The organism is Aureibaculum sp. 2308TA14-22 (assembly GCF_040538665.1).
Lineage (GTDB): Bacteria > Bacteroidota > Bacteroidia > Flavobacteriales > Flavobacteriaceae > Aureibaculum.
The window spans coordinates 2,866,810-2,893,345 of record NZ_JBEWXT010000001.1 but is presented as its reverse complement, the minus strand read 5'-3'; the positions used below and the strand labels follow the sequence as shown (position 1 = coordinate 2,893,345).

Sequence of the window (26,536 nt, the reverse complement as noted above, 5' to 3'; positions counted from 1 at the left end):
TTGTTAAAAAATATCCAATTTGAATTTTATCTATATATGCTTATTTGTCATTAAGGTTTAATACTTTCGCCATTCATTTTACAGGTGATAAAAAATGACAATAAATAAAACAACAAAATCAACTAATATTTTATTATTAGTAGGTATTCTTTTTATTGCTGTTAATTTGCGTCCTGCCCTTGCGGGAGTAGGCCCTTTAGTTGATGATATTAAAGAGGCAACTGGACTTTCGAATTCAATGTTAGGTCTGTTAACTACATTGCCACTTATTGCTTTTGGTATCATTTCAATGCTTACACCCTTATTTACAAATCGTTTCGGGATTGGTAAAACGTTGTTTGGTGCAATGGTTTTGTTAACGATAGGCATTTTAATCAGGTCTATTGAAGGAAATTTTTATCTGTATTTTGGAACTTTATTATTTGGAATTGCAATTGCTTTTGGCAATGTGCTGTTACCGGGAATAACCAAAAGGAATTTTTCTGAAAATTCTGGTTTTATTACAAGTATTTATTCTTCTGTGATGGCTGTTGGGGCATCATTGGCCGCAGGCATAAGTGTGCCACTAACTAAAATTGAAAGCTTTGGATGGAGAGGTTCGTTAATAGTTTGGGCATTATTGGCTTTATTAGCGGCAATTGTTTGGTCTCCGCAAGTTAGAAGGTTAAAAAAACCACCACAAAAGAACGATTATATTAAAGCTATGAAATCGTTAAATAGGTCCCGTTTAGCTTGGCAAGTAGCATTGTTTATGGGTTTACAATCTATGACGTTTTATGTTATTTTGGCTTGGTTACCAGCTATTTTAATAAGTAGAGGCTATGATGCTAATTTTTCTGGCTGGATGCTTTCCTTATCTCAGGCAACAGGAATTTTGGGGTCTTTAATTGTGCCAACAATAGCAGGTAAAAAAACAGATCAGCGAGCTATTGTTTTTGTGTTAATATTAATGGAATTAATAGGAATAGTTGGACTTATGTTACCGCAGTTTGGAGAGGTTGCATTGTGGGTTTCGTTTATCGGGTTTGTGCTAGGCGGTTCTTTTGGATTATCCTTACTTTTTATAGTATTGCGATCTCACGATACGGCATCAGCTACTGAACTTTCAGGAATGGCACAATCTATTGGGTATGTTATCGCTGCTACCGGTCCTTTTATTTTTGCAAGTGTTTTTGACTTTACAGGTAGTTGGTTGTATGCCTTGATTTTGTTATTGGTGATCGCCGTGCTAAAACTGCTTTCAGGATTGTATATTGGGAAGCCAGGGAAAGTTTAGACGTATTCAATTGAAAATGGTCATTGCGAGGAGCAATGACAAAAAAATCACTTTTGTTATCCCTAATTCTGTAAGCGACGAAGCAATCTTTTGAATGTTACTTCTGAATATTGTGAAATAACTTTTTTACTTATTTTTCAATTTGTCTTCATGAGTCAAAATAATGAGATCCCGAATCTCCCTATCGGTCGTTCGGAATAAGTGATTCACACCATGCCATAGGCATGGATTCTCTACTTACTTTTGTCTAAAATAAATCACTATTGGTACACCGTGAAAATCAAAAATTTCACGCATTTTATTTTCTAAGTACCTTTTATAAGGTGGTTTTACATATTGGGGTAGGTTGCAGAAAAACGCAAATTGGGGGGTTGGTGTTGGCAACTGCGTACAGAACTTTATTTTAACATATTTTCCCTTATAAGCTGGTGGAGGATTTTGTTTTATAATATCTAATAAAGTATCATTTAATTTACTAGTAGAAATTCGTTTTTTTCTTTTTTCAAAAACTTCAACAGCAGTCTCTATAGCTTTAAAAATACGCTGTTTGGTCAGAACGGAAACAAACAGAATGGGTACATCTGTAAAAGGCTCTAATTCTTTTCTGATTTTGGTTTCAAATGCTTTAGTAGTTTTAGTGTCTTTTTCTATCAAATCCCATTTGTTGACGAGGATTACAATGCCTTTTTTGTTCTTTTCCGCTAACCAAAAAATATTTTGGTCTTGTCCTTCAAAACCGCGTGTGGCATCTAATACCAAAATAGCTACATCACAATGTTCAATAGCTCTAACCGAACGCATAACCGAATAAAATTCAAGGTCTTCTTTTACCTTGCTTTTCCGTCTTATTCCTGCAGTATCCACTAGGTTGAACTCAAAACCAAAACGGTTGTATTTAGTATCTATGGCATCTCTTGTAGTTCCCGCTATATCAGTTACAATATAGCGTTCCTCGCCAATCAATGCATTGATAAATGATGATTTTCCTGCATTTGGACGACCCACAACTGCAAAGCGAGGAAGGTTATTATCAGATTCGTCTTCTTTTTCGGGCAGTACCTTTACCAAAGCGTCTAGCAAATCTCCGGTTCCACTTCCGTTGATACTCGCAATGGTGTAATATTCCCCTAAGCCCAAAGCATAAAATTCAACGGCATCGGCATTTCGTTTGCTGTTGTCCACCTTGTTAATCGCCAACAAAACTGGTTTGTCTACTTTACGAAGCAATTTGGCAACATCCTCGTCCATACCAGTTACACCGGTTTCCACATCTACCATAAAAATAATGGCATCGGCTTCTTCAATGGCAAGTTCGACTTGTTTGTCAATTTCTGCTTCAAAAATATCGTCGGAACCTTTAACATAGCCACCTGTATCAATCAAGGTAAATTCACGACCGTTCCATTCGCTTTTTCCGTAGTGCCTATCGCGTGTAACGCCACTTACAGCATCAACAATAGCTTCACGTCGCTGAATTAAACGATTAAAAAAAGTGGATTTTCCTACATTAGGTCTTCCTACAATGGCAACTATACTCATAAGGATAAAAAATTGGGTGCAAAGATAGGAGAAAAAGCTGGAAGTATGGAGGCTGAAGACAAAAGTTAAAAAGCTAATGACAGTTCTAATTTATTTACTAATTTTAACCAGAAGTAGAAAACCAATAACCTTTTGAACCAACCGATTCACGATAATAAAATTAACGCCATTCTTTTAAAGCCTCGTTTTAGGGAGGAATTAAAGGAAAGTAAAACTGCTGTGTTAAATAAATTTGAAGCAGTTTTTGCAAAAAAAGAGTATAAATTTAAAACTAAATTAGTTGGTAACCATATAGTTATTGATGTGCCAAAGGAAGAGGATCATTTTTGGTCGCCTCAATTGCAGATTGAAATTGTAGAAGAGGATGATAAAACCATTTTAAAAGGATTATTTGGACCTAAACCTCAAGTTTGGACCCTATTTATGTTCTTTCACTTTGCCGTAGCACTTGCTTTTATTATTTTTTTAATTATGGCTTACACACAATTCAGTTTAGAACAAGAGTATCAATTTGCTATGTATATGTGCATTGCCATGCCTATTATTTGGGTGCTTTTTTATGTTTTTGGGCAGTTAGGTAAAAAGAAAGGCTATAATCAAATGGTGGAAATGGATGAGTTTGTTAAGGAAACACTATCATAATGCTCATAACAATGTTGCCATTTCTTGTTGTAATTCCAATGCTTTTTCACTTGCTTTTTCAGCAAAATCCTTACCATTAGATGCGTAAATAATTCCACGACTAGAATTTACCAATAAGCCAATATCATCCGTTAAACCGTATTTGCAGACATCTTGCAAACTTCCACCTTGAGCACCCACACCTGGGACTAATAAAAAATGATCTGGGACAATCTTTCTGATTTTTTGAAAATATTCTGGACGCGTTGCACCAACTACGTACATTAGGTTTTCTGAATTTTTATAGTTGAGTGAAGTTTTAAGAACACTTTGGTAAAGCTGTTCTTGGTTGTATTCTAAGGTTTGAAAATCTAACCCACCTGCATTAGAAGTTAATGTTAAAAGTATAGTAAACTTATCGTCAAATGCTAAAAATGGTTCAACGGAATCTCTACCCATGTAAGGTGCTACGGTAATGGAATCAAAATTAAGATCTTCAAAAAATGCTTTGGCGTAACGCGTTGAGGTGTTACCGATATCGCCACGTTTGGCATCGGCAATGGTAAAAATTTCGGGATGGTTTTTGTTCAGATAGTTAATGGTTTTTTCCAACGATTGCCAACCTTTAATGCCATAGGCCTCGTAAAAAGCAATATTGGGCTTGTAGGCAACTGTTAAATGATGTGTGGCATCTATTATTTGTTTGTTGAACTCAAAAATTGGATCGTCCAAATCTTTTAAATGGTCGGAAATTTTATCCAAATCAACATCTAAACCAATACACAAAAAAGACTTTTTTAATCTAATTTGCTCAATAAGTTGCTTTTTAGTCATAAAAATCAATAAATTTTCACAAAAATAAGGATTAATAATAGATATTCTTTTCTGTTTACAAAACAAAATGTCAGCACGAGTTCTTATATTTGTACTTTATTTAAATTAGAATTTAAACACCACAAAATGAGAAAAAAGATAGTTGCCGGAAACTGGAAAATGAACAATAATTTGTCTGAATCAAAAAAATTAGTGAAAGGTATTAAAAAGGCAATTAAAAAGAAAAAACTGAAAAACACAAGAGTTATTGTTTCTCCGACCTATGTTAATTTAAGAGCTGTGGTAAAAAAGGCTAAAAAATCAACTATTGAGGTAGCTGCCCAAAACATGCACCAAGCGGACAGCGGTGCTTTTACAGGGGAGATTTCTGCCAATATGTTAAAGAATATTGGTGTAAAAACAGTCATTTTAGGGCATTCAGAACGAAGAGAGTATTTTGGCGAAACGGATAAACTATTGACTGAAAAAGTAGACCAAGCCTTAAAAAACAAGCTGGAAGTTATCTTTTGTTTTGGTGAAAAGCTGGAAGAAAGAAAAAGCGAAAAACATTTTAACGTAGTTGAATCTCAAATTAAGAATGCTTTGTTTCATTTAGATACCAATGCGTGGAAAAAAATTATTTTAGCATACGAACCTGTCTGGGCAATAGGTACGGGTGAAACTGCTAGTCCAGACCAAGCACAAGAAATGCATGCTTTCATTCGTGATTTAATTGCTAAAAAATATAATGCCAACATAGCAAATAATGTTTCAATATTGTACGGCGGTAGCGTGAAGCCCAATAATGCTAAAGAGATATTTTCTAAAGAAGATGTAGATGGTGGTTTAATTGGTGGGGCATCGTTGAAAGCAGAAGATTTCTCAGCACTTATTGAAGCTATTTAATTAAAGATGCCTAATACCTATATTGCCTATAATTTTACTGTTTCTCCATTACAACCTGCCACGAAAATTCTTATTGCCGAATTGGGCAATGTCGGATTTGAAAGTTTTGTTGAAAACGAAGGAGGTTTCGTTGCCTATATCCAAAAAGAAGAAGATGCTGACAACATTTTGGACGAAATTTATGTGCTGCAAAGTGACGAGTTTGAAATTTCATTCACCAAAGAAGAAATAGAGCAAGTCAATTGGAATAGTGAGTGGGAGCAACACTTCAATCCCATTCAAGTAGATAATTTAGTAAGCATTAGAGCACCTTTTCATCCTAATCCCAATTTAAAATACGACATCGTCATAGAACCAAAAATGAGTTTTGGTACTGGGCATCATGAAACCACGCATATGATGGTACAACATCTTTTAAAATTAGACTTAAAAGGTAAAAAAGTATTAGATATGGGTTGTGGAACTGGAATTTTGGCAATTTTCGCTGAAATGAAAGGAGCCAATCCTACAGACGCAATTGATATTGATAATTGGTGTTATGAAAACTCATTAGAAAATGTTGAACGTAATAATTGCAAGCATATAAGTGTTTTTGAAGGAGATGCATCATTGCTAATCAATAAAAAGTACGAGGTAATTATTGCCAATATCAATAGGAATATTTTACTCAGTGATATTAAAATTTATGCTGATTGTCTAAATGATAAAGGGATTTTATTATTAAGTGGATTTTATCAAGAAGATATCTCTATCATAGATGCTGAAGCTTCTAAATACAATTTGAAATTAGAAGAAATAATAGAAAGAAACAATTGGGTAGCCTTAGAGTATTTGAAAGCCTAAATTGTTAAAAATAGTTAGAATTTAGATTTTTTTTTTACATTTATCCCCGTTATGAGTAATCAACATAAAAAACAGGAAGATTTTGACGTTCTTGAACAAGAACTGAATCTACATGAAATTATCCTTTTTAATGACGATGTTAATACTTTTGAGCATGTCATAGAATCTCTGATAGATGTTTGCAACCATACTTCTGTTCAAGCTGAGCAATGTGCTTATTTGGTACATTTTAAAGGTAAATGTGCTGTTAAATCAGGAGAATATGACGAACTGAAGCCCCGTTGTACCAGATTATTGAATTTAGGACTCTCTGCCGAAATCGTTTGAAATAAGGGCTTTTCGGTAAATTCAACACTTCTAACTTGATAAAATTACTTCAATCGAGTTGCATTTTGTGCAATTAAAAACTATTTTTTTAAAGATTCTTTAATATCATGTGCTTTTAGGTATTTTATTTTAGGAATATTTTATAAAGTTTTATTTATTAATTACCTTTGTGTGCATTAATTTTAAGAAACAGACAATTATTATGGCATTTGACATTGAAATGATAAAAGGCGTTTACAAAACAATGGGTGAACGCATTAACAAGGCTAGAACCTTAACTGGAAAGCCATTAACATTGGCAGAAAAGATTTTATATTCTCATTTAGATGAAGGTATGCCCACTCAAGTTTACCAACGTGGTAAATCATATGTTGATTTTAGACCAGATAGAATTGCTTGTCAAGATGCTACAGCTCAAATGGCTTTATTACAATTTATGCAAGCAGGTAAGCCTAAAGTTGCTGTGCCTACTACAGTACATTGCGATCACTTGATTCAAGCGAAACAAGGTGCCACCCCTGATTTAAAACGAGCTAATGAAACAAGTAGTGAGGTTTTTAATTTCTTGGAATCTGTTTCTAATAAATACGGAATTGGTTTTTGGAAGCCAGGTGCTGGGATAATCCATCAAGTAGTGTTAGAAAATTATGCTTTTCCTGGTGGAATGATGATTGGTACCGATTCACATACAGTTAATGCAGGAGGTTTAGGAATGGTTGCGGTTGGTGTTGGTGGTGCTGATGCAGTTGACGTAATGGCGGGAATGCCTTGGGAATTAAAATTCCCAAAATTAATCGGTGTTAAGCTAACTGGAAAACTAAACGGATGGACGGCTTCTAAAGATGTTATTTTAAAAGTAGCGGGAATTTTAACTGTAAAAGGAGGAACAGGTGCCATTGTAGAATATTTTGGAGAAGGAGCTAAAAATTTATCATGTACGGGTAAAGGTACTATTTGTAATATGGGTGCAGAAATTGGAGCAACAACATCAACATTTGGTTATGATGATGCTATGGAACGTTTTTTACGTGCTACCGATAGAAATGATATTGCCGATGAAGCCAATAAAATTAGGGAGCATTTAACAGGAGATGATGAGGTATATGCTGACCCAGAAAAGTATTTTGATCAAGTTATAGAAATTGATTTATCTACATTACGTCCACATTTAAATGGACCATTTACGCCAGATTTGGCAACACCAGTTGGCGAATTGGGCGAAAAAGCTAGAAAAAATGAATGGCCCATAAAAGTAGATTGGGGTTTGATAGGTTCTTGTACAAATTCATCGTACGAAGATTTAACTAGAGCAGCGTCTATCGCCCAGCAAGCTATTGATAAAAAACTAAAACCCAAAAGTGACTTTGGTATCAATCCAGGTTCTGAACAGATCAGATTTACTGCTGAACGCGACGGACTTTTAAATGTATTTGAAAATTTGGGAGCTACCATATTTACGAATGCTTGTGGACCATGTATTGGACAATGGGATAGAAGTGATCTTAAAGGCGACGAAAAGAATACCATCGTCCACTCATTTAATAGAAATTTTTCTAAACGTGCGGATGGCAATCCAAATACACATGCTTTTGTAGGTTCTCCAGAAATGGTAGCCGCAATAGCAATTTCTGGAAAATTAGATTTTGATCCCATGAACGATACGTTGTTAAATGAAGAGGGTCAAGAAGTAAAATTGGATGAACCTAGAGGAATTGAATTACCACCAGAAGGTTTTGATGTAGATGATAATGGCTACTTAGCACCTATAGAAGATGGAAGCTCAGTCGAAGTTAAAGTTGCTGAAGATAGTGAACGTTTAGAATTGTTAACTCCTTTTAAACCTTGGGACGGAGAAAATATTACTGGAGCTAAATTACTCATTAAGGCTTTTGGAAAATGTACCACCGACCACATTTCTATGGCCGGACCTTGGTTGCGTTATAGAGGACATTTAGATAATATTTCCAATAATACATTAATTGGTGCGGTAAATGCCTATAACAAGCAGACCAATATGGTCAAAAACCAATTGACTGGCGAATATGGTGCAGTGCCTGACACGGCTAGGGCTTACAAAAAAGCGGGAGTACCCACTATAGTGGTTGGTGACCACAATTATGGCGAAGGTTCTTCTCGTGAACATGCCGCTATGCAACCAAGACACCTAGGGGTTATTGCCGTGTTAGTAAAATCGTTTGCTAGAATTCACGAAACAAACTTGAAGAAACAAGGAATGCTAGGACTGACCTTTGCCAATGAAGCTGATTATGATAAAATTAAAGAAGATGATACTTTCGATTTTATTGATTTGGTAGATTTTGCCCCTGAAAAACCATTAACTATTTTGGTAAAACATGCTGATGGTAGCGAAGATACCATCAAAGCAAACCATACGTATAATGAAAGTCAAATACAATGGTTTAGAGAAGGTTCTGCATTGAATTTGATTAAAAAGGAAAATGCGTAATTACAATAGAATAAGATAATTGTTTAAGAAAACTCCTAATCCTTAGGGGTTTTTGTTTTTATTGATTACCCTGAAAATTAATATTTGCCAAAACAATTATAAGCATAGGAAAAAACGTCTATAAATAAAAAACAGAGCTAAAATTTTAGCTCTGTTTTTTATTTACTTTTAATAAGTATTATCTTTGATTTATTGTTTGCACTTTTAGTTATTAACTTCTCCAGACCAATCAGGCAAATTCTCTTCAGTGTCAATTTCAAAAGTTTCGTTACCAACAACTTTAAAAGACTTACCTGCAGGAAGATTTATTTCTTTACCTTTATATTTTAAGCTTACTAAACCTTCATAACAGGTTACTTCAAAATAATTGGCACGTTGTTTTACGTTAAATTGTGTGCCTAAAACGCTAATTTTTCCTAGCCAAGTGTTAACATCAAATTGAGACCCTTTAGCAACTTTAAAATAGGCTTCTCCAACTAAATTAACTTCACGGTTATTGTCCCACTTACCTTTTTTAAATTGTAAAGATGAAGCTGCATTTAGTTTTACTCTAGAATTATCAGGTAACTCTAAAGTTCTTTGATTGCTTGCCAATGTTTTAACTGTAGTTGTATCTCCATAAATAGGTGCATAATAGATGGCTACACCAAATAAAAATATGGCGGCTACCCTCATTAATGGTTTAATCCAGTTTAATGTTTTCACAGGAGTTTCTTGCCGACGTTCTTTAATGATTGTATTTAATTTACCATATTCAGATTCGACATCATAAGATGTATCCTCAAAAAGCTTGGCTTTTTCGGAGAGTTTGGTGTAAGATGAGTATTCGTCCAATGCTTTAAAAGCCTTCAGCTCAGCATCGTTTAGCTCACCGTCTAACCATTTTTGTATTAAAAGTTCTTTTTTCATATTAGTGTTTCTTATTACATAACAACTGAAGTCCGGTTTTTCCTACCCTAATATACAGAAATATTTAAATTTCTTTTTTGGGCTACTTCATCTATGTAACAATTACTTGGCATAAATTCCTACCAAATAGATATTAAATTCCATCAATTTCTTTTCTTAACTTCTCTAAGGCACCATAAATCCTCTTTTCTACACCTTTTCTGGAAATGCCTAATTCCTCGGCTATTTCTTTATGTTTTTTACCTTCTATTCTGTTCATTAAAAAAGCTTCTCGTTGTGCTTCGGTCAAATTACCCAATGCTCGTTGGTATTTTTTCATATACTCAGATTCTTCCATTATAAACTCAGGATTCTCGTTTGTATAGTGCTTGGGTTTAACTTGCTGATGTTTTAATACCACTTTTTGATGCTTAACTTCATTAAGCATCATGTTGTTTGCCGTTGTAAATAAAAAGGACTTGGCTTTTTCAGGACTTACATTTTTGCAATTATCCCAAAGTTTAATAAAAGCTTCTTGAACCTTGTCTTTTGGGTTTAGGCCATCTCCATATTTATAACGTAAAAAGTTATGTACATCTTTAGAAAGGGTCTTGAATATATTAGAAAAAATATGCTCTTCACAAACATTGGTATTTAAAGATTGTACCATATAGTTGATAAAATTTATTTAGTATTTGGTTGATTTATGGCTCTTTTAAATAGCAAATGGAAGTACAATCTATTTGGTTATTTCCTAATGTATTTCCATTTATAAACACTCTAATAACTACAAAGTGGTATAAATTATTGTTTTTGGACGCCAGAAATATATAACCAAAAACCTTTAACATATTAGTAAAGGAAAGATTGACAATTGTCTTTTTAATAGAATTAATAGGTTTTATACAAGATTTTTGAGGGTGCAATTTTTTTCTAAAAGGTTATAGATTGAAAAAAAATATAACTTTTTTTGAATTTTATTGTACTGTTATTCAATTGATTAATAATTAGTTTAAAATATTTTTGATTAGTGGTAGGAATTTTAGCACGGTTGTTGTTTTATACATGAAGAGTCGTAACTAATTAGTTAAAAAAAATATAACTTTTAATACTCTTGACATTAAATTAATAGATGAAACATAAAGTAAACTTTTTGTAAGTCCCTAAAAAGAAACATTTATTACCAAATTTAAGTCAATTACAGTATAAAAGCGAAAATGGGAAAATTGCTATAATTTATTTTGTGAATTTGCCTGATTAGATTAGGCAAATTCGCTTCCCTAAAAAATCACTCATTTAAAGAGTATAAAATTTAGTTTAAGTTGATAGTTTAGTTAGAGAAAAATAGTCCACTGAAGAGTGGGCTTTTTTTATTTTCACACAAGAGAAACTATATTTTTCTGTATCTAGAGCGTAATACAAAAAGCCTAAATACAATTTATACTTTTTTAAGTAAACTTTTTTTTAAAAAAACGTATCTTGAAGGCCTATTTGCGTAAAAAAAAGTACTAAACAGTTACAATATTTTAAACTTGGAATACCTAAAAACTTTAATGGATGCAACAATTAAATTCAAAAAAACTTTTTGTTATACTTTAAAGAGGTCGAAATTTTATACCATAAGTATGTCTATAATTAATTATACTAAAATAGATTTCAATTCAGTGAATCAAATCACCTTTCTTAACAAAATATAATGAACGAAAAATTTTCAATAAAAGATAAAGTAATCGCAATTACCGGCGGAGCTGGTGTTTTAGGAGGCTCTATGGCTGGATATTTAGTCCAAAACGGTGCAAAAGTTATCATTTTAGGGCATAATAGAGATAATAACCTAAAGCGTGTTGATGAATTAAATGCAATTGTTGCCAATTCTTCAATTAGTTATGAAGCAGACGTATTGGATGAAAATTTATTAATTGAAATTTCTGAAAAAATTATCGAAAAATACGGTAGATTGGATGGTTTAATTAATGCTGCGGGTGGTAATATGCCTGGTGCGACAGTAAACCCAGATCAAACTATTTTTGACATTTCTGTAGGAGATTTAAAAAAAGTAATTGATCTCAACCTATTAGGTTCTGTACTGCCATCTCTAACATTAGGGAAAAAAATGGCAGAACAAGGGTCGGGCGTAATAATAAACATATCATCTATGGCTTCCAAGCAGGCTATTACAAGAGTGTTGGGTTATTCAATGGCCAAGGCTGGTATAGAGATTTTTACAAAATGGATAGCCACGGAATTGGCTACAAAGTTTAACGATAAAATAAGGGTAAACGCAATTGCTCCAGGTTTTTTTATTGGAAATCAAAACAGGCGATTGTTGACTAATGAAGATGGTTCTTACACTGAAAGAGGTAATATAGTAATTAACAAAACACCCATGAAAAGATTTGGAGATGCCTCTGAATTAAATGGTGCGGTACATTATTTACTGAGTGATGCTTCCTCTTTTGTAACAGGTACTATTATTTCTGTTGACGGAGGGTTTAGCTCTTTTTCGGGGGTCTAATTATTTTTTAAAGTCTATGGAATATTTAGAGAAAACATTCAGATGGTTTGGCTCCGATTTTGGCGTTACCCTTCAAGATATAAAACAAACTGGGGCAACGGGAGTGGTAAATGCGTTGCATCATTTACCAGCTGGTGAAGTATGGAGTAGCGAAGCTATTAAAGAACGTAAAAATGAGATTGAAAACAGTGGACTAAAATGGTCGGTAGTTGAAAGTGTTAATGTAAGTGAAAGTATAAAAACTGCCACGGGAGACTTTAAAAGACATATAGATAATTATATTGAAACCCTTCACAATCTTGCAAATAACGATATTAAAACGGTTTGCTATAATTTTATGCCAGTATTAGATTGGACACGGACCGATTTAAATTACATATTACCAAACGGTTCTTCAGCTTTACGTTTCGATGCTATCGCTTTTGCTGCTTTTGAGTTGTATATTCTTAAACGAGAGGCTGCTTTTAAGGGATATGATGCTGTAACAAGGCATAAAGCAAAAGATTATTTAAATACTTTGGATGAGAAATCGTTTAAAAAATTAAAAAACACCATTATGGCTGGTCTTCCAGGTACTAGAGAGGTTTTGGAGATGGAAGAGTTTAAAAATCGTTTAGCAAAATACGAAAATATTGATGCTCAAAAACTAAAAGAAAATTTGGTTTATTTTTTAAAAGCTATTATTCCAGAAGCAGAAAAACTAGGAGTTAAGATGTGCGTCCACCCAGACGATCCACCATATCCTATTTTAGGTTTACCTAGAATTGTAAGTAATAGCAGTGATATTAAATTTCTTTTAAACTGTTCCTCATCTTATTACAATGGACTAACATTTTGTACAGGCTCATTAGGAGCCAAAAAGGAAAATGATTTGATTAAAATTTTTAATGCTTTTGCAAATAAAGTTCATTTTTTACATCTGCGAAGTGTTCAATTAGAAAAGGATGGAAGTTTTTATGAGGCTAACCATTTAGAAGGTAGTGCACCTATGGCAAAAGTCATGGAATTTATAGTTAAGGAGCAGATTAGGAGAAAATATGAAAATAGTAAAGACGTAGCTATACCTCTAAGAGCAGATCATGGTCATTTGTTGTTAAGTGATGTCGGTATTAAAGATGAGTTTTACCCAGGTTACTCAACGCTTGGGAGAATGAAGGGTCTCGCTGAATTATGTGGATTGGAAATGGGAATCAGAAATTCGTTAGTACCAACCTTACAAGATTAAGTAATAGTTTTAACTACAAATCTTTTTAACAATTAGTTTAAGTTTCTTTTAATAATCAAAAGAAAATACCTGAAACTTGATAGTATTTGAAGAATTGTAATGAGAATTCAATAAATTTAACAATTAATTAAAGTAATATTGTTATTAAACCTTATAAATTTCTAAAATGAACCTTAAAAGCAATTGTTATCAAGCCATTTTTATAGCCCTAATAAGCTTCTTTTTTATTTCATGTAAAAAGGAGAAGGAACATGTTTCTGATGAACCCATTATTATGCACAATGTAACCATTCCTAAAGGGTTTGAACTTGAAATATTATATCATCCCAACAACCACGAGCAAGGTTCTTGGGTGAGTATTACCAAAGATGATGAAGGAAGATTATACACTTCAGACCAATTTGGTCATTTATATCATGTTACTTTACCCAATGCCAAGAACAAGTTAGATAGTGCGTCGGTAAAAAAATTAGATATGAATATAGGTCAGGCTCAGGGGTTGCTATGGCACAATGAAGCACTTTATGCTATGGTTAATGCAAATATTGAACGTGATTTAAAGATATATAGTGGATTCTACAAAATGACTGATAGTAATGATGACAGTGAGTTTGATAAAGTAGATACACTTATGATATTTAAGGGGAGTTTTGGAGAACATGGCCCACATAATATTGAACTATCACCTGATAAGAAATCTATGTATCTAGTTGTAGGTAACCATGTTGAAATTCCGAAAGATATGAATAGTCTTGTGCCTAGAGTTTGGGGAGAAGATAATTTGTTGCCTATTATTAAGGACCCAAGCGGGCATGCTAATGATATAAAGGCACCTGGTGGATGGGTCGCAAAGGTGGATATTGATACAGAAAAATGGACATTGCATAGTGTAGGTACGAGAAACACTTATGATATTGCTTTTAATGATGATGGTGAATTATTTGGTTTTGATTCTGATATGGAATATGATATCGGGATGCCTTGGTATAGACCAATTCGTTTATGTCATTTTACTAGTGGAGCGGAATTTGGTTGGCGTACTGGAACGGGAAAATTCATGGCAGAATACCCAGATAACTTGCCCGGAATAGCAAATTTAGGGCAAGGATCTCCAACAGGATTACTTAGTTCTAAAGGACTTAAATTTCCAGAAAAATACAAGAATGGACTTTTTCTTTTTGATTGGAGTTATGGTACAATGTATTTTGCCAACTTAAAACCAAAAGGGAGCAGTTATGAGGCCGAAGTAACAGAGTTTTTATCAGGAGTTCCGCTGCCACTAACTAACGGAATTGTAGGAGATGACGGAGCATTATATTTTCTAACTGGAGGAAGAAGATTAGAATCAGCCTTGTATAAATTAAGTTACGTTGGCAACACTTCTACAAATGAAATTGAATTCGTTCAAAACACAGAAGGAAAAAGGGAAAGAGAATTTCGTCAAAAATTAGAAGCTTTACATGCTAAAAAAGATGCAGACCAATTAGATTTTATTTTGGAAAATTTAGATCATTCAGATCGATTTACACGTTTTGCAGCTAGAGTTGCATTGGAAAATCAAGATTATAACCTTTGGAAGGATAAAATAAAAGAAGACAATACTTCTTTAAAAACTATTGTATTGGCTTTATCTACGGCTAGATTTGGAGATGATATTGATCGATTAAATGCCTTAAATAAAGTATTAACTATCGATTGGTCTGCATTGACTGATGCCAATAAAATCGATTTTGTAAGAACGTTACAGTTGATTTTGAATAGGCAAAAAAAACCTATTTCTGAAGGTATAAAGAAACGGATAAAAACAATTTTATTGCCTTCCTATTTAGCGAGTTCAAAAATTATCAATGAAGAGTTGGGCAAAACATTAAGCTTTTTACAAGCGTCAGATATTATTGAATCTACCTTGGAGCGTATGGAAAATGATACCGTTACTTCAGATCTAAAGTCAATATACTTATCGGAAGATATTTCAAAAAGGAGTGAACAGTACGGCGTAGATGTAGAAAATATGCTTGCCAATATGCCTAACGCACAAAACATAAGTTATGCCAATAGTTTAAGTGTAATAAGAAGTGGATGGAATGATGAGTTACGATTTAGATATTTTAAGTGGTTCAATATTGCCCGTAAAAAATCTGGAGGACGTTCTTATGTTAAGTTTATTAAAGCTATTCAAGATAATGCTATAAAAAATGCTCCTAAAGAATTAGCATCGTATTACGAATCTTTGGCCAATCAAGACATTAAGGCAACAAAAGATTGGATGGAAGGTGTGGAACAACCCAAAGGCCCTGGTCAAAATTGGACCGTTGCAGCTGTGAAGTCTGCTTACAGCAAGAACTCTTCTAAGGCTAATTTTAAAAATGGAGAAGGTCTTTACCGTGCAGCTCTATGCATTAATTGTCATACAATGAAAGGCATTGGTGGTGATACAGGCCCAGATCTAACGCAAATTAGTACTCGATTTTCTTTAACAGATTTAGCAGAGGCCATTGTAAATCCTTCATCAACCATTTCAGACCGATATCAATACCATGAATACCTTCTTAATAATGGAAATACAGTTACTGGAAGAGTGGTAGCTGAGCCTGATGATGCAATTGAAATAAGTACGAGTGCATTTTCTCCAAGTATAACTACTACCATCAAAAAAAGCAATATAAAAGCAGAAAAAGAATCTGCTATTTCACCAATGCCACTGGGTCTAATAAATAGGTTTAATGAGCAAGAACTGAATGATTTTATTGCCTATTTACTTTCTGGAGGGGATGAAAATCATGAGATTTACAAAAAATAAATATGAAATGAAAAAATTAAAGTTGATCGTTTTATTGATTTGTGTCATCACGGTATCATGTAAATCTGAAAAGGCAAAAGAAGAAGTTGATTCAAAAACCATTTCCTTATTCAACGGAAAGAATCTTGATAATTGGAGAGGAGATGCTCGTGTTTGGTCTGTTGAAGAAGGCAGCATTGTAGGTCGAACTACCGATGAGATTAAGATAGATAAGAACACATTTTTAATTTATGAATCTTCGTTTTCTGATTTTGAATTGAACTTAAAATATAAAATTGTAGGCGGCAATAGCGGCATTCAATACCGTGCTAAAGTTTTGGGTGAAGATGATTTTGCTGTGGCTGGGTATCAGGCAGACATGGAGGCAGGAATTCAATATTCAGGAATTTTATATGAGGAAAATGGGAGAGGGATAATGGCATTAAGGGGAGAGAAAATTACTATTAATGAAGATGGAAAGAAAACAGTTGAGCAATTTGAAAAGAGTGAAAATATCCAGGCTATAATTAATCAAGATCAATGGAATAATTATAGAATCGTTGCTAAAGAAAACCATTTACAACATTTTATTAATGGTAAAAAGACCATTGATGTTATTGACAGGGAAATTAGTAAGAAATCGGATGGAGGTGTTATCGCTTTACAAGTTCATAAAGGACCTAATATGGTAGTTTATTTCAAAGATATAATAATAAAGCCTGCTCACGGGGATATTGCGAAGTGACCATTACTTATTTTATTTGTATTTCTCTTTTTGGAAAAATTCAAATCTAATTTAAAAATTAAAGATATTTATAATATTCACGATTTGTCCGCTTTCCAATTTTCAAATGCAACCAGAGTTTCCTCATTTGTTGGTGGATACAAACCGATAATAGACTGACCCTCATTTACCTTTTCCAACACAAAATTTTCATAAACCGTCATTTCTGTACACTCATTGGCAACAGTATCTACTATTTCTGAAGGAATTACCATTACGCCATCATCATCACCAACCAAAACATCACCAGGGAATACAGCAACATCTCCGCAGCCTATAGGAATATTTATATCTAAAGCTTGATGTAAAGTCAAATTTGTAGGAGCAGAAGGACGTTGATGATAAGAAGGAATATTTAATTCAGCTATTTCAGCCGAGTCTCTGAATCCTCCATCCGTAACAATTCCAGCAACACCGCGTTTCATTAATCTCGTAACTAAAATAGAACCCGCAGAAGCTGCTCTTGCATTTTTTCTACTATCCATAACTAATATAGCTCCCTTAGGACAAGTTTCTACCGCAACGCGTTGTGGATGTTTTGGGTCAGTAAAAACACCAATATGGTTTAAATCTTCTCTCGCAGGAATATATCTTAAGGTGAATGCTTCTCCTACCATATTAAGTTTGCCTTTTTTAAGTGGTACTACATTCTGAATAAACTGATTTTTTAGCCCTTTTTTAAAAAGGCATGTTGCAATAGTTGCAGTACTTATTTTTTGTAATTTTTCACGAGAATTTTTTGATAATGTTGGCATACTTTGTAAATTATTGATATAAAACCATTGTGTAACAAACAAATATACATATATTTGGTAAACCAAACTGGTAAACCAATTTATAATTTACAGTGAGCCCTACTTCAAGAAGAGATTTTATTAAGAAAACTTGCTTATCGGCAAGTCTAATTCCCTTTATGAGTGTACCTCTAGAATTATGGGCCGAAACAAATTCAGAAGAAGAACTTTCAGTCAATATTTTTTCTAAACACCTCCAATTTTTAGATTACAGAAATACCGGTGAAATGGCAGCTGAAATGGGATTTTCTGGTGTTGATTTAACGGTTAGGCCAAAAGGTCATGTATTACCACATTCAGTTAAAACCGATTTACCCAAAGCAGTAAGAGAGATTAAAGAAGGCGGTTCAAATTGTGAACTCATTACTACGAGTATTGAAAGTGTCAACAATCCTCTTGATATGGATGTGTTGGAGGCGACTTCAGCGTCGGGAGTAAAATATTATAGAACCAATTGGTTTAAATATCCTAATGACCAATTATTGCAAGAAGCACTAGAAACATACCAAACTCAAATTAAGGAATTAGGTGAAGTAAATAAAGAGTTGGGATTGATTGGATGTTATCAAAATCATGCGGGAACTAGTGTAGGTGCTTCATTTTGGGAAATAAAGAAAATTTTAGAAACCGTAGAATCAGATTATTTTGGCACACAATATGATATCCGCCATGCCATGGTTGAAGGTGGATTTTCCTGGGAAAACGGCTTACAACTTCTTAAGTCTCATATCAAAACTATAGTATTAAAAGATTTTAAATGGGGTAAGATAAACGGTAAATGGAAAGCTGTTAATACACCTATAGGTGAAGGTATGGTTGATTTTGACAAATATTTTAAGCTCCTTAAGAAATATCAATTAAATCCACCTGTGTCACTTCATCTTGAATACGATTTGGGAGGTGCGGAAAAAGGAAAAAAGAAAATTTCAATTGATAAAAAAGAGGTATTTAACGCTATGAAAAAAGATTTATCGACCATTCAAGAATTTTGGAAAAATGCATAACAAAGACTAGTTTTAAACTTAATGATTTTAATAAAAATGAATAATATTTCAAATTATAAAATGTGTATTAATAGGAACCTAATTTTTGTAAGTTTAATGATTTTGATGTTTAGCTGTAAAGATAAACTTGAGACTAAAACAAACACTGTAAAGAATATTTCCGAACTGGAATCAGCAATTTTGGACGCCGAACCCGGAGATAATATTGTAATGGCCAATGGTATTTGGAAAGATATTCAAATAAAATTTACTGGAGATGGCACAAAAGCACACCCAATCACAATTAAGGCTGAAACACCTGGAAAAGTTTTTATTGAAGGTGTTTCTAGTTTAGAACTTAGTGGAAATTATTTAGAAGTAAGTGGTTTGTTTTTTAGAAATGGTTATTCGCCTAAAACTAACGTAATTGCTTTTAGAACCAGTGACAAAGAAGTTGCAAATCACTCTAAAGTTACAAATTGTGTCATTCTAGATTTCAATAATTTAGAAAGAGATCAAGATAATCTTTGGGTACAATTCTACGGAAAATACAATGAGTTAAGCAACTGTTATATTGCTGGTAAAACTAATGGCGGGCCAACAGTTAGGGTAGATTTAAAGGGAAACCAAAGTATAAGAAACTATCATAAAATTATAAATAATCATTTTGGCCCAAGACCAAGAAAAGGTGGAGCAAGAGGAGAAACAATTCAATTAGGAAGTAGTTTCACATCTATGTCACCTAGTAATACAACGATTGCCAATAATTTATTTGAAGAATGTAACGGAGAAGTAGAAATTATATCGAGCAAGACTAATTTCAACATCATAAAAAACAATGTGTTTTATAAAAGTGAAGGTTCTGTGGTAACACGTCATGGCAACTACGTTACGGTGGATGGTAATTATTTTATTGGTGATGGCGAGAATGATCAATATGGTGGAATTAGAATTATTAACACAGGCCATTGGGTTATAAATAATCTTTTTTATAAAATAAAAGGAAAGAACTTTAGAAGTCCCATAGCAATTATGAATGGAATTCCAAAGTCGCCATTAAATAGATATAATCAGGTTACAGATGTGGTAGTTGCTTACAATACTTTTGTAGATTCAGATTCGCCTTGGCAGTTTGGAGTTGGTACAAACATTTCGCAAGCGGATGTTTTGCCTAAATCAGAAATTCGTTCGGCCAGACCATTAAGAACAGAAGTTGTAAATAATGTAATATATAATTCTGTTGGTGATGCCAATCCAATTATAGAATACGACAAAGCCGATGGTGTAACTTTTGCAAGTAATATTATTTACAATAACGGTGTTGAAATTACAAACGGTCATGGTTTAATTTCTAAAGAATTATCTTTAACAGATATTGGTACAAATATTTCTGTTCCAACTTCTGGTTTCGAAGATATAGAAGTTTATAAAGGTTTTGATTTTGAAACAATTACTCATGATTTATTAGGAAATTCGAGAGGTAAATCAAATCAAATAGGTGCGATTTTAAATGTAGAAAATATCAATTTAGATATTTTAAATAAAGCCAATTATGGTGCTGATTGGTATTCAAATGAAATAGAAACCAAAGAGGCTAAGACACATGAGGTTTCTAATACTTCCGAATTAATAGCTAAACTTCAAGAAGCTGAAAGTGAAGATGTTTTAGAATTGAACGATGGAGTTTTCGAGATTTCAGAATCTTTAATTATTGATAAAACAATAACAATTCAATCTAAAGGGAATACCGAAATTATATATGAAGGAGTCGCAAACACACCAGCTTTTTCTTTGAATCCTTATGGAAAATTATCTCTAAAAAACGTTAAACTTAAAGGAAACGCTTCTAATTATGCATTTGCTAGTTTAAAAGAGAATATGTCTAACCATTTCGGATTATCGGTTTCAAATTCTGATATAAGCGATTTTAATTATGTTTTAAAAGTGTATAAACAATCCTTTTCTGAACGTGTAACTTTTGAAAACACTACCATTTCAAATTGTGAAAATGGAATAGAATTATCTGAAGAAACAAACGATAGAGGTGATTATAACACTGAATATTTAACGATTGACAATTGTAATTTCAATAACGTAAAACAAAATGTTATTGATTATTATAGAGGTGGCTATGACGAGTCTACTATTGGAGGAAACCTTTTAGTATCTAACAGCACTTTTACCAATTGTGGTGTAAAAGAGAAAAACAAAAGACTATTTAATCATAATGGTATTGTGAATGTAAATATTACAAAAAACACGTTTAAAAACAATCCTGTACAATTTATTTCTATTCTTTGGGGAGCTAAAAACAATGTAGCCTCAGATAACACAATAATCAATTCGGGACAAATTAAGAGTGAAGAAAATTTAGTTATGACTCTAATGTATTAATTTATTCCTATGAACCCCGATAGCTATCGGGAAGGAATCGTAAATACTACAATAAAACACTAAAAATGAAAAAAGCATTATACATTATACTCATAATTTTTACAGTTTTTTCATGTAAAAGCGAAGCAAAAAAAACGGAAACAAAAGCTGAAGTTGAAACTGAAAAAACAGTAAAATACCCAAGTGAAGTCATTCCGTTTATGGATCAATGGAAAGTTCTTTTAGGTGATGGAACATATGTTGATGATTTGGTAAATTACCAAAAAGACGATTTCTTTTATGTGGAAAACGATGGAAAAACGAATTGGGTAGTTTATAAAGCACCAAATTCAGGTATCACTTCAAGAACTTCAAGTAACACCAGAACAGAATTAGGTCAAAAAGCTCATTGGATACCAGAGACTGGAGGAAAATTAACAGGAACGTTAAAAGTACGGCATGTTTCCACTACAGGAGATGCTACTAGAGCATCTTCCTTTTCAGTGGTCATTGGACAAATACATAGTGACGAAGGTCATGAAAACGAACCACTAAAAATTTATTACAAAAAATTTCCTGGACACACAAAAGGTTCTGTGTTTTGGAATTATGAGATTAATACAGAAGGCGACAATATTGGCAGATTTGATTACTCATCACCAGTTTGGGGACACGATTTTTCTGTAGTTGGTTCAAGTCCAACAGAATATCCAGAAGAGCCAAATGATGGAATCACTTTAGGTGAAGAGTTTAGTTACGAAGTCAACGTACATCAAGGCATAATGTATTTAACTTTTAAAAGTGAAGGTCATGAAACTATTAAGTACACTAAAAGCCTAGTTAAATCAGAATTTGCAACAAAAGAAGATATTCCTGAACAAGTAATCAAAGTGTATGAAAATAGAGAAAAAGGAGGTGGAGTTGAACGTGAGACAGCTTATGCGGGTGAACTCAATTACTTTAAACAGGGTGCGTATAATCAAGCAAATGGTGAATCTACCAAATCAGAAACCTATGGTGGAGACATTACAAAACAATATAAAAACGGAAGCTATGCAGAAGTTTGGTTTAAAGAAGCAACTGTAGGCAAAAGTACTGAACCAAATAAAAATTAAACCATTGAACGAAGTAATCTTCATCATAGGCGTTTCAGGAAGTGGAAAAAGCACTATAGGAAAATTACTTGCAGAAGAATTAAGTATTCCTTTTTTTGATGGTGACGACTTTCATCCAGAAAGTAATATCAAAAAAATGTCTAAAGGACAGTCGTTAAATGATAATGACAGACAAGGTTGGTTAGAAACTTTAAATGATCTGGCAAAACAAGAACTAGCAAAAAACAGTTGTGTTATTGGCTGTTCTGCGTTAAAGCAAAAGTATCGTGATACGCTGAGTTCAGGTATTGAAAGTCAAACCAAATGGGTGCATTTGTCAGGGACATTCGATCAGATTTTTAAAAGGTTGAACAATAGAACAGGTCATTTTATGCCTTCAGAATTACTGAAATCTCAATTTGATACTCTCGAAAACCCAGAAAATGCTATAACAATAGATGTCAGTCTAAAATCTAAAGAAATTATAGACCAAGTGAAAAATCAATTAGAATACACCTCAGAATTTGGATTATTTGGACTTGGCGTTATGGGAAAAAGCTTGTGCAGAAATCTAGCCAATAACGGATTTAAAATCTCCATGTTTAACAGACATTTAGAAGATGTTGAGGTCAACGTTGCTAAAAAATTTAAAGCCAATCATCCTGAATTATCTGAAGCTTCTGCTTTTGATGATATTTCAGCTTTTGTAAATTCTTTACAACAACCAAGACGCATCATGTTTATGGTAAATGCTGGTAAAACTATTGATTATGTGATTGAAGACTTACTACCACATTTATCTGAAAACGATATATTAATTGATGGCGGAAATTCAAATTATCAAAATACGAAAGAAAGAAATAATTATTTAAAAAATAAAGGCATTCATTTTATTGGAGCAGGTGTTTCAGGTGGTGAAGAAGGTGCGTTAAATGGACCATCTATCATGCCAAGTGGAGATTTAGAAGCTTATAATAAGGTGAAGCCTTTTTTAGAAAAAATTGCAGCAAAAGACCAAAACAACTTACCGTGTTGTACCTATGTTGGACCAGAGGGCAGTGGTCATTTTATAAAAATGGTGCACAATGGTATAGAGTATGTAGAAATGCAATTATTGACTGAAGTTGCTACAATTTTAAAAGCTTTAGGCAACAATCCAGACGATATTGCTAATATTTTTGAAAGTTGGAAAAATACTGCAAGTAGTTACTTATTGGATATTACATCTACCGTTTTCAGGAAAAAGGAAGGTGATGATTGGTTGGTAAATAAAATTCTAGATAAAGCTGGTAATAAGGGGACAGGAAACTGGATGACCATTGCTTCAGCAGAATTAGGCGTGCCAAGTACGTTAATTGCTTCAGCTTTATTTTCAAGATACTTGTCTTTTTATAAAGAGGAACGAGTTCAGTTACATTCAATATTTAAAAAATCAGATACTTCAGAATTAAATCTTACAACCAAAGACATTTTAGAAGCTTACCAATTTGCTAGAATTATTAATCATTATCAAGGGTTTAAATTGATTGCTGAGGCGTCAGCTACATTTTCATGGGATTTAAACTTTAGTGAAATTGCAAGAATCTGGACCAACGGTTGCATTATAAAATCTTCATTAATGTATGAGCTGGTTAAAGTTTTTAAAAACACCACAAATATATTAGCACATCAAGAATTCATTTCACGCATAAATCAATACAATCATTCAGCTAAAAAAGTAGTGTCGCAATGTGTGATTAATGAAATAACAATTCCAGCGTTAAGTGAAGCTATTCAATTTTTAAACGGAATAACAACAAAGTATGCATCCGCTAACATCATACAAGCACAACGTGATTATTTTGGAGCACATACCTATCAACGTTTAGATGATTCTTCTGGAAAAAATTATCACACCAACTGGAACTAAATACGAACCAATATTATGGAAGCCAATCGAACAAAAGCATCATTTCTTAAAAAAATTATGGACATAATATTAGGGTTTGGTCCTGGTATTTTTGCTATTGGATATACTATTGGAACAGGTAGTGTTACCTCTATGATTGTTGCAGGTAGTAAGTTTAATATGCAGTTATTATGGGTGCTTTTTTTAAGTTGTTTGTTTTCAGGAATATTGATGTTTGTATACGGAAATTACGGATTAATAACTGGCCAAACTGCACTTTATGGATTTAAAAAACATTTAAAATATGGTAAAACATTAGCAATATTAATTATAATAGGAGTCACATTTGGACAATGGAATTCTTTAATGGGAATCTTAGGTATTTCAGCTAACATTATCTACGAGATTTTAGCATTGAATTTTGAAGGTTTGGGAGCTTATGAATATGAAACGATACTAATAATTGCCATTACGGTAATTGTAATATTTTATCTACTATTGTTGGTAGGAAAGTACACCTTTTTCGAAAAGATTCTCGTTATTTTTGTAACCATGATGGGGCTCTCGTTTGTGCTATCATTGTTTTTTGTGCAACCCTTGCCGTTAGATGTTGTTAAAGGATTAATACCTACTGTTCCAGATATTCCAGGTGGTAAAATGTTGGTAGCCGCCTTTGTAGGTACTACTATGGCTTCCGCTACATTTTTGTCTAGACCATTATTTGTGAAAGGAAAAGGATGGACCATTAAAAATTTGGATCAGCAAAAAAAGGATTCTATTACAGCTGCCATTTTAATTTTTATGATTAGTGGTGTAATTATGGCAGTTGCTGCTGGAGCGTTGTATTATCAAGGAAAAGAGGTAACACAAGTCTTAGACATGGCAAATACATTGGAGCCAGTTGCAGGTAAATGGGCAGTGACAATATTCTTTTTTGGTGCTTTGAGTGCTGGTTTATCTTCTATTTTTCCGTGTTTATTAATTGCTCCTTTATTAATTGCTGATTATCAATCTGGTGAATTAGATACAAACTCAAAGCAATTCAGAATTATTACGTTTATAGCCTGTTTAGTCGCTTTAATTGGTCCAGCTTTTGGAGCTAATCCAATTGAAGTTCAAATATTATCACAAGTATTTAATGTATTTGTTTTACCAGCTGTAGTCTTAGGTATTATTTTAATTGTGAATAACAAAAAGGTTATGAAAGGTCATAAAACTGGATTTTGGATAAATATAGGCTTGTTTGCTGCATTGTTCTTTTCACTAGTAATTTCGTATAACGGAATAATGGCATTAACAGAGTATTTTTAAATTATATAAAAATGAAAAAAAAAATCACAATATCATCACTTATTATTCTAAGTGCTTTTTTTATTTTGAATAGTTGTAAAAACACAGATAAGAAAGTAGAAGATATAATCGAAGAAAAAGAGGAAACATTATATGCAAGTAATGTGATTCCGTTTTTTGATCATTGGAAATTAATTTTAGGAGATGGAGCTAATGTCGGCATCGCTAATTCATTTGAACATGAAGATTACTTTTACACAGCAACAGACAGCCTAGGAGATTGGGTCGTGTTTAAAACACCAAATGGTGGAAACACACATGGGACATCTAATAATACCAGAACAGAATTAGCACAAATCAAAAAATGGTATCCTAAGGCTGCTAACGATAAATTATCAGCAACATTAAAAGTAATGAATGTCTCTGCAACTGGTGATGCTCGCGTTGCAGCTTCGCATTCAGTAGTAGTAGGTCAAATCCATAGTGCAGATGGACATGAAAACGAACCATTAAAGATATTCTACAAAAAGTTTCCTGGTCATACTAAAGGCTCAGTGTTTTGGCATTATGAAATCAATACAAGAGGTGATGATAATTCAGGACGATGGGATTTTTCAACAGCCGTTTGGGGACACGATTTTTCAGTAGTTGGAGATTCAGCAAATACCTATCCCGAAGAACCAAAAGATGGAATTGCTTTGGGTGAGGAATTTAGTTATGAAGTTGAAGTAAAAGATGGCATCATGCACTTAACATTTACTAGTGAAGGACACGAAACCAAAACCTTTACCAAAAACTTAATCGAATCGGAATACGCAACAAAAGCAGATATCCCAGAACAAATTCAGAAATTATTTTTTCCAATTGGTCAAGATGGTGTGGAACGAAAAGAGGCTTATGCGAGCGAAGGTTGTTTTTTTAAACTTGGTGCTTATAATCAAACGAATGGTAAATCACCTGAAGAAAATAGAAACTGGTGTTCTGGTGCAGAGACTCATGGAGGTGATGTTAAAAAACAATATGCAGATGGCAACTATGCTGAGGTTTGGTTTAAGTCAGGAAGCATTAAAGTTAGCGAAAATACGGTGTCTAACGAAGGTTATTTCAGTAAAAACGATAAAGCAAAATAAT

The 26,536-nt window shown here is 33.3% G+C and carries 21 protein-coding genes; 16 read left to right on the top strand and 5 right to left on the bottom strand.

All coding sequences use genetic code 11. The annotated features are described in order from the left end of the window. Nucleotides 1-94 precede the first annotated feature (94 nt). Nucleotides 95-1,276 (top strand): CynX/NimT family MFS transporter, encoded by a 1,182-nt coding sequence (locus U5A88_RS12975; protein WP_354207100.1) that lies wholly within the window; start codon nt 95-97, stop codon nt 1,274-1,276. Between the two features lie 237 nt (nt 1,277-1,513). On the opposite strand, the gene der is transcribed toward U5A88_RS12975, so the two are convergent. Further along, nucleotides 1,514-2,815 (bottom strand): ribosome biogenesis GTPase Der, encoded by a 1,302-nt coding sequence (gene der / locus U5A88_RS12970; RefSeq protein WP_354207098.1) that lies wholly within the window; start codon nt 2,813-2,815, stop codon nt 1,514-1,516. A 132-nt stretch (nt 2,816-2,947) separates the two neighbouring features. Between der and U5A88_RS12965 the strand changes: the two genes are divergently transcribed. Next, nucleotides 2,948-3,457 carry a GTP-binding protein gene (locus U5A88_RS12965; protein WP_354207096.1) on the top strand — a complete coding sequence of 170 codons (510 nt, stop codon included), beginning with the start codon at nt 2,948-2,950 and terminating at the stop codon, nt 3,455-3,457. A gap of 3 nt (nt 3,458-3,460) precedes the next feature. Here the strand turns inward: U5A88_RS12965 and pyrF are convergent, their stop codons facing one another. Continuing rightward, nucleotides 3,461-4,270 (bottom strand): orotidine-5'-phosphate decarboxylase, encoded by an 810-nt coding sequence (gene pyrF, locus U5A88_RS12960; protein WP_354207094.1) that lies wholly within the window; start codon nt 4,268-4,270, stop codon nt 3,461-3,463. Nucleotides 4,271-4,396: 126 nt separating this feature from the next. Here pyrF and tpiA point away from each other — a divergent pair, with 126 nt between their 5' ends. The 4 genes from tpiA to U5A88_RS12940 all read left to right on the top strand — a co-directional run bounded on the left by tpiA (nt 4,397) and on the right by U5A88_RS12940 (nt 8,792). Beyond that, nucleotides 4,397-5,155, top strand: a complete 759-nt coding sequence (gene tpiA, locus U5A88_RS12955) for a triose-phosphate isomerase (RefSeq protein ID WP_354207092.1) — start codon at nt 4,397-4,399, stop codon at nt 5,153-5,155. A gap of 6 nt (nt 5,156-5,161) precedes the next feature. Next, nucleotides 5,162-5,998 (top strand): 50S ribosomal protein L11 methyltransferase, encoded by an 837-nt coding sequence (gene prmA, locus U5A88_RS12950; protein WP_354207090.1) that lies wholly within the window; start codon nt 5,162-5,164, stop codon nt 5,996-5,998. A 51-nt stretch (nt 5,999-6,049) separates the two neighbouring features. After that, nucleotides 6,050-6,325: an ATP-dependent Clp protease adaptor ClpS gene (locus U5A88_RS12945; RefSeq protein ID WP_354207089.1), complete on the top strand. Its 276-nt coding sequence runs from the start codon at nt 6,050-6,052 to the stop codon at nt 6,323-6,325. Between the two features lie 202 nt (nt 6,326-6,527). Further along, on the top strand, nt 6,528-8,792 hold the full coding sequence (locus tag U5A88_RS12940; RefSeq protein WP_354207087.1) for an aconitate hydratase: 2,265 nt from the start codon (nt 6,528-6,530) through the stop codon (nt 8,790-8,792). A 204-nt stretch (nt 8,793-8,996) separates the two neighbouring features. Here the strand turns inward: U5A88_RS12940 and U5A88_RS12935 are convergent, their stop codons facing one another. Continuing rightward, nucleotides 8,997-9,701 carry a FecR family protein gene (locus tag U5A88_RS12935; RefSeq protein WP_354207085.1) on the bottom strand — a complete coding sequence of 235 codons (705 nt, stop codon included), beginning with the start codon at nt 9,699-9,701 and terminating at the stop codon, nt 8,997-8,999. Between the two features lie 133 nt (nt 9,702-9,834). Beyond that, on the bottom strand, nt 9,835-10,350 hold the full coding sequence (locus tag U5A88_RS12930) for an RNA polymerase sigma factor (RefSeq protein ID WP_354207083.1): 516 nt from the start codon (nt 10,348-10,350) through the stop codon (nt 9,835-9,837). A gap of 1,026 nt (nt 10,351-11,376) precedes the next feature. Here U5A88_RS12930 and U5A88_RS12925 point away from each other — a divergent pair. The 4 genes from U5A88_RS12925 to U5A88_RS12910 all read left to right on the top strand — a co-directional run bounded on the left by U5A88_RS12925 (nt 11,377) and on the right by U5A88_RS12910 (nt 16,944). Continuing rightward, nucleotides 11,377-12,195 carry an SDR family oxidoreductase gene (locus U5A88_RS12925; protein ID WP_354207081.1) on the top strand — a complete coding sequence of 273 codons (819 nt, stop codon included), beginning with the start codon at nt 11,377-11,379 and terminating at the stop codon, nt 12,193-12,195. 16 nt (nt 12,196-12,211) lie between these two features. After that, nucleotides 12,212-13,420: a mannonate dehydratase gene (uxuA, locus tag U5A88_RS12920; RefSeq protein WP_354207079.1), complete on the top strand. Its 1,209-nt coding sequence runs from the start codon at nt 12,212-12,214 to the stop codon at nt 13,418-13,420. A 166-nt stretch (nt 13,421-13,586) separates the two neighbouring features. Continuing rightward, the gene (locus U5A88_RS12915; RefSeq protein WP_354207077.1) at nt 13,587-16,220 is read left to right on the top strand and encodes a hypothetical protein; all 2,634 of its coding nucleotides are present in this window, start codon (nt 13,587-13,589) and stop codon (nt 16,218-16,220) included. Nucleotides 16,221-16,227: 7 nt separating this feature from the next. Continuing rightward, nucleotides 16,228-16,944, top strand: a complete 717-nt coding sequence (locus U5A88_RS12910; RefSeq protein ID WP_354207076.1) for a 3-keto-disaccharide hydrolase — start codon at nt 16,228-16,230, stop codon at nt 16,942-16,944. A gap of 77 nt (nt 16,945-17,021) precedes the next feature. On the opposite strand, the gene U5A88_RS12905 is transcribed toward U5A88_RS12910, so the two are convergent. After that, the gene (locus tag U5A88_RS12905) at nt 17,022-17,738 is read right to left on the bottom strand and encodes a ribonuclease activity regulator RraA (RefSeq protein ID WP_354207074.1); all 717 of its coding nucleotides are present in this window, start codon (nt 17,736-17,738) and stop codon (nt 17,022-17,024) included. Between the two features lie 158 nt (nt 17,739-17,896). Between U5A88_RS12905 and U5A88_RS12900 the strand changes: the two genes are divergently transcribed. The 6 genes from U5A88_RS12900 (at nt 17,897) to U5A88_RS12875 (ending at nt 26,535) form a co-directional block, all read left to right on the top strand. Beyond that, entirely contained in the window at nt 17,897-18,781 is an 885-nt protein-coding gene (locus tag U5A88_RS12900) for a sugar phosphate isomerase/epimerase family protein (RefSeq protein ID WP_354207072.1), read from the top strand. Nucleotides 18,782-18,817: 36 nt separating this feature from the next. Continuing rightward, nucleotides 18,818-21,154, top strand: a complete 2,337-nt coding sequence (locus U5A88_RS12895) for a chondroitinase-B domain-containing protein (protein ID WP_354207071.1) — start codon at nt 18,818-18,820, stop codon at nt 21,152-21,154. Between the two features lie 65 nt (nt 21,155-21,219). Beyond that, nucleotides 21,220-22,248 carry a polysaccharide lyase family 7 protein gene (locus U5A88_RS12890; RefSeq protein WP_354207069.1) on the top strand — a complete coding sequence of 343 codons (1,029 nt, stop codon included), beginning with the start codon at nt 21,220-21,222 and terminating at the stop codon, nt 22,246-22,248. A 4-nt stretch (nt 22,249-22,252) separates the two neighbouring features. Further along, nucleotides 22,253-24,136: an NADP-dependent phosphogluconate dehydrogenase gene (gene gndA, locus U5A88_RS12885; RefSeq protein WP_354207067.1), complete on the top strand. Its 1,884-nt coding sequence runs from the start codon at nt 22,253-22,255 to the stop codon at nt 24,134-24,136. 57 nt (nt 24,137-24,193) lie between these two features. Beyond that, on the top strand, nt 24,194-25,426 hold the full coding sequence (locus U5A88_RS12880; protein WP_354207065.1) for an Nramp family divalent metal transporter: 1,233 nt from the start codon (nt 24,194-24,196) through the stop codon (nt 25,424-25,426). An 11-nt stretch (nt 25,427-25,437) separates the two neighbouring features. Continuing rightward, on the top strand, nt 25,438-26,535 hold the full coding sequence (locus tag U5A88_RS12875; RefSeq protein ID WP_354207063.1) for a polysaccharide lyase family 7 protein: 1,098 nt from the start codon (nt 25,438-25,440) through the stop codon (nt 26,533-26,535). Nucleotide 26,536: the final 1 nt, after the last annotated feature.

Bases quoted from the DNA above. Each gene is read 5' to 3' on its own strand.
- U5A88_RS12975 (WP_354207100.1), top strand. From the start codon at position 95: ATGACAATAAATAAAACAACAAAATCAACTAATATTTTATTATTAGTA.
- der (WP_354207098.1), bottom strand. From the start codon at position 2,815: ATGAGTATAGTTGCCATTGTAGGAAGACCTAATGTAGGAAAATCCACT.
- pyrF (WP_354207094.1), bottom strand. From the start codon at position 4,270: ATGACTAAAAAGCAACTTATTGAGCAAATTAGATTAAAAAAGTCTTTT.
- tpiA (WP_354207092.1), top strand. From the start codon at position 4,397: ATGAGAAAAAAGATAGTTGCCGGAAACTGGAAAATGAACAATAATTTG.
- prmA (WP_354207090.1), top strand. From the start codon at position 5,162: ATGCCTAATACCTATATTGCCTATAATTTTACTGTTTCTCCATTACAA.
- U5A88_RS12945 (WP_354207089.1), top strand. From the start codon at position 6,050: ATGAGTAATCAACATAAAAAACAGGAAGATTTTGACGTTCTTGAACAA.
- U5A88_RS12940 (WP_354207087.1), top strand. From the start codon at position 6,528: ATGGCATTTGACATTGAAATGATAAAAGGCGTTTACAAAACAATGGGT.
- U5A88_RS12935 (WP_354207085.1), bottom strand. From the start codon at position 9,701: ATGAAAAAAGAACTTTTAATACAAAAATGGTTAGACGGTGAGCTAAAC.
- U5A88_RS12930 (WP_354207083.1), bottom strand. From the start codon at position 10,350: ATGGTACAATCTTTAAATACCAATGTTTGTGAAGAGCATATTTTTTCT.
- U5A88_RS12925 (WP_354207081.1), top strand. From the start codon at position 11,377: ATGAACGAAAAATTTTCAATAAAAGATAAAGTAATCGCAATTACCGGC.
- uxuA (WP_354207079.1), top strand. From the start codon at position 12,212: ATGGAATATTTAGAGAAAACATTCAGATGGTTTGGCTCCGATTTTGGC.
- U5A88_RS12915 (WP_354207077.1), top strand. From the start codon at position 13,587: ATGAACCTTAAAAGCAATTGTTATCAAGCCATTTTTATAGCCCTAATA.
- U5A88_RS12910 (WP_354207076.1), top strand. From the start codon at position 16,228: ATGAAAAAATTAAAGTTGATCGTTTTATTGATTTGTGTCATCACGGTA.
- U5A88_RS12905 (WP_354207074.1), bottom strand. From the start codon at position 17,738: ATGCCAACATTATCAAAAAATTCTCGTGAAAAATTACAAAAAATAAGT.
- U5A88_RS12900 (WP_354207072.1), top strand. From the start codon at position 17,897: ATGAGTGTACCTCTAGAATTATGGGCCGAAACAAATTCAGAAGAAGAA.
- U5A88_RS12895 (WP_354207071.1), top strand. From the start codon at position 18,818: ATGAATAATATTTCAAATTATAAAATGTGTATTAATAGGAACCTAATT.
- U5A88_RS12890 (WP_354207069.1), top strand. From the start codon at position 21,220: ATGAAAAAAGCATTATACATTATACTCATAATTTTTACAGTTTTTTCA.
- U5A88_RS12880 (WP_354207065.1), top strand. From the start codon at position 24,194: ATGGACATAATATTAGGGTTTGGTCCTGGTATTTTTGCTATTGGATAT.
- U5A88_RS12875 (WP_354207063.1), top strand. From the start codon at position 25,438: ATGAAAAAAAAAATCACAATATCATCACTTATTATTCTAAGTGCTTTT.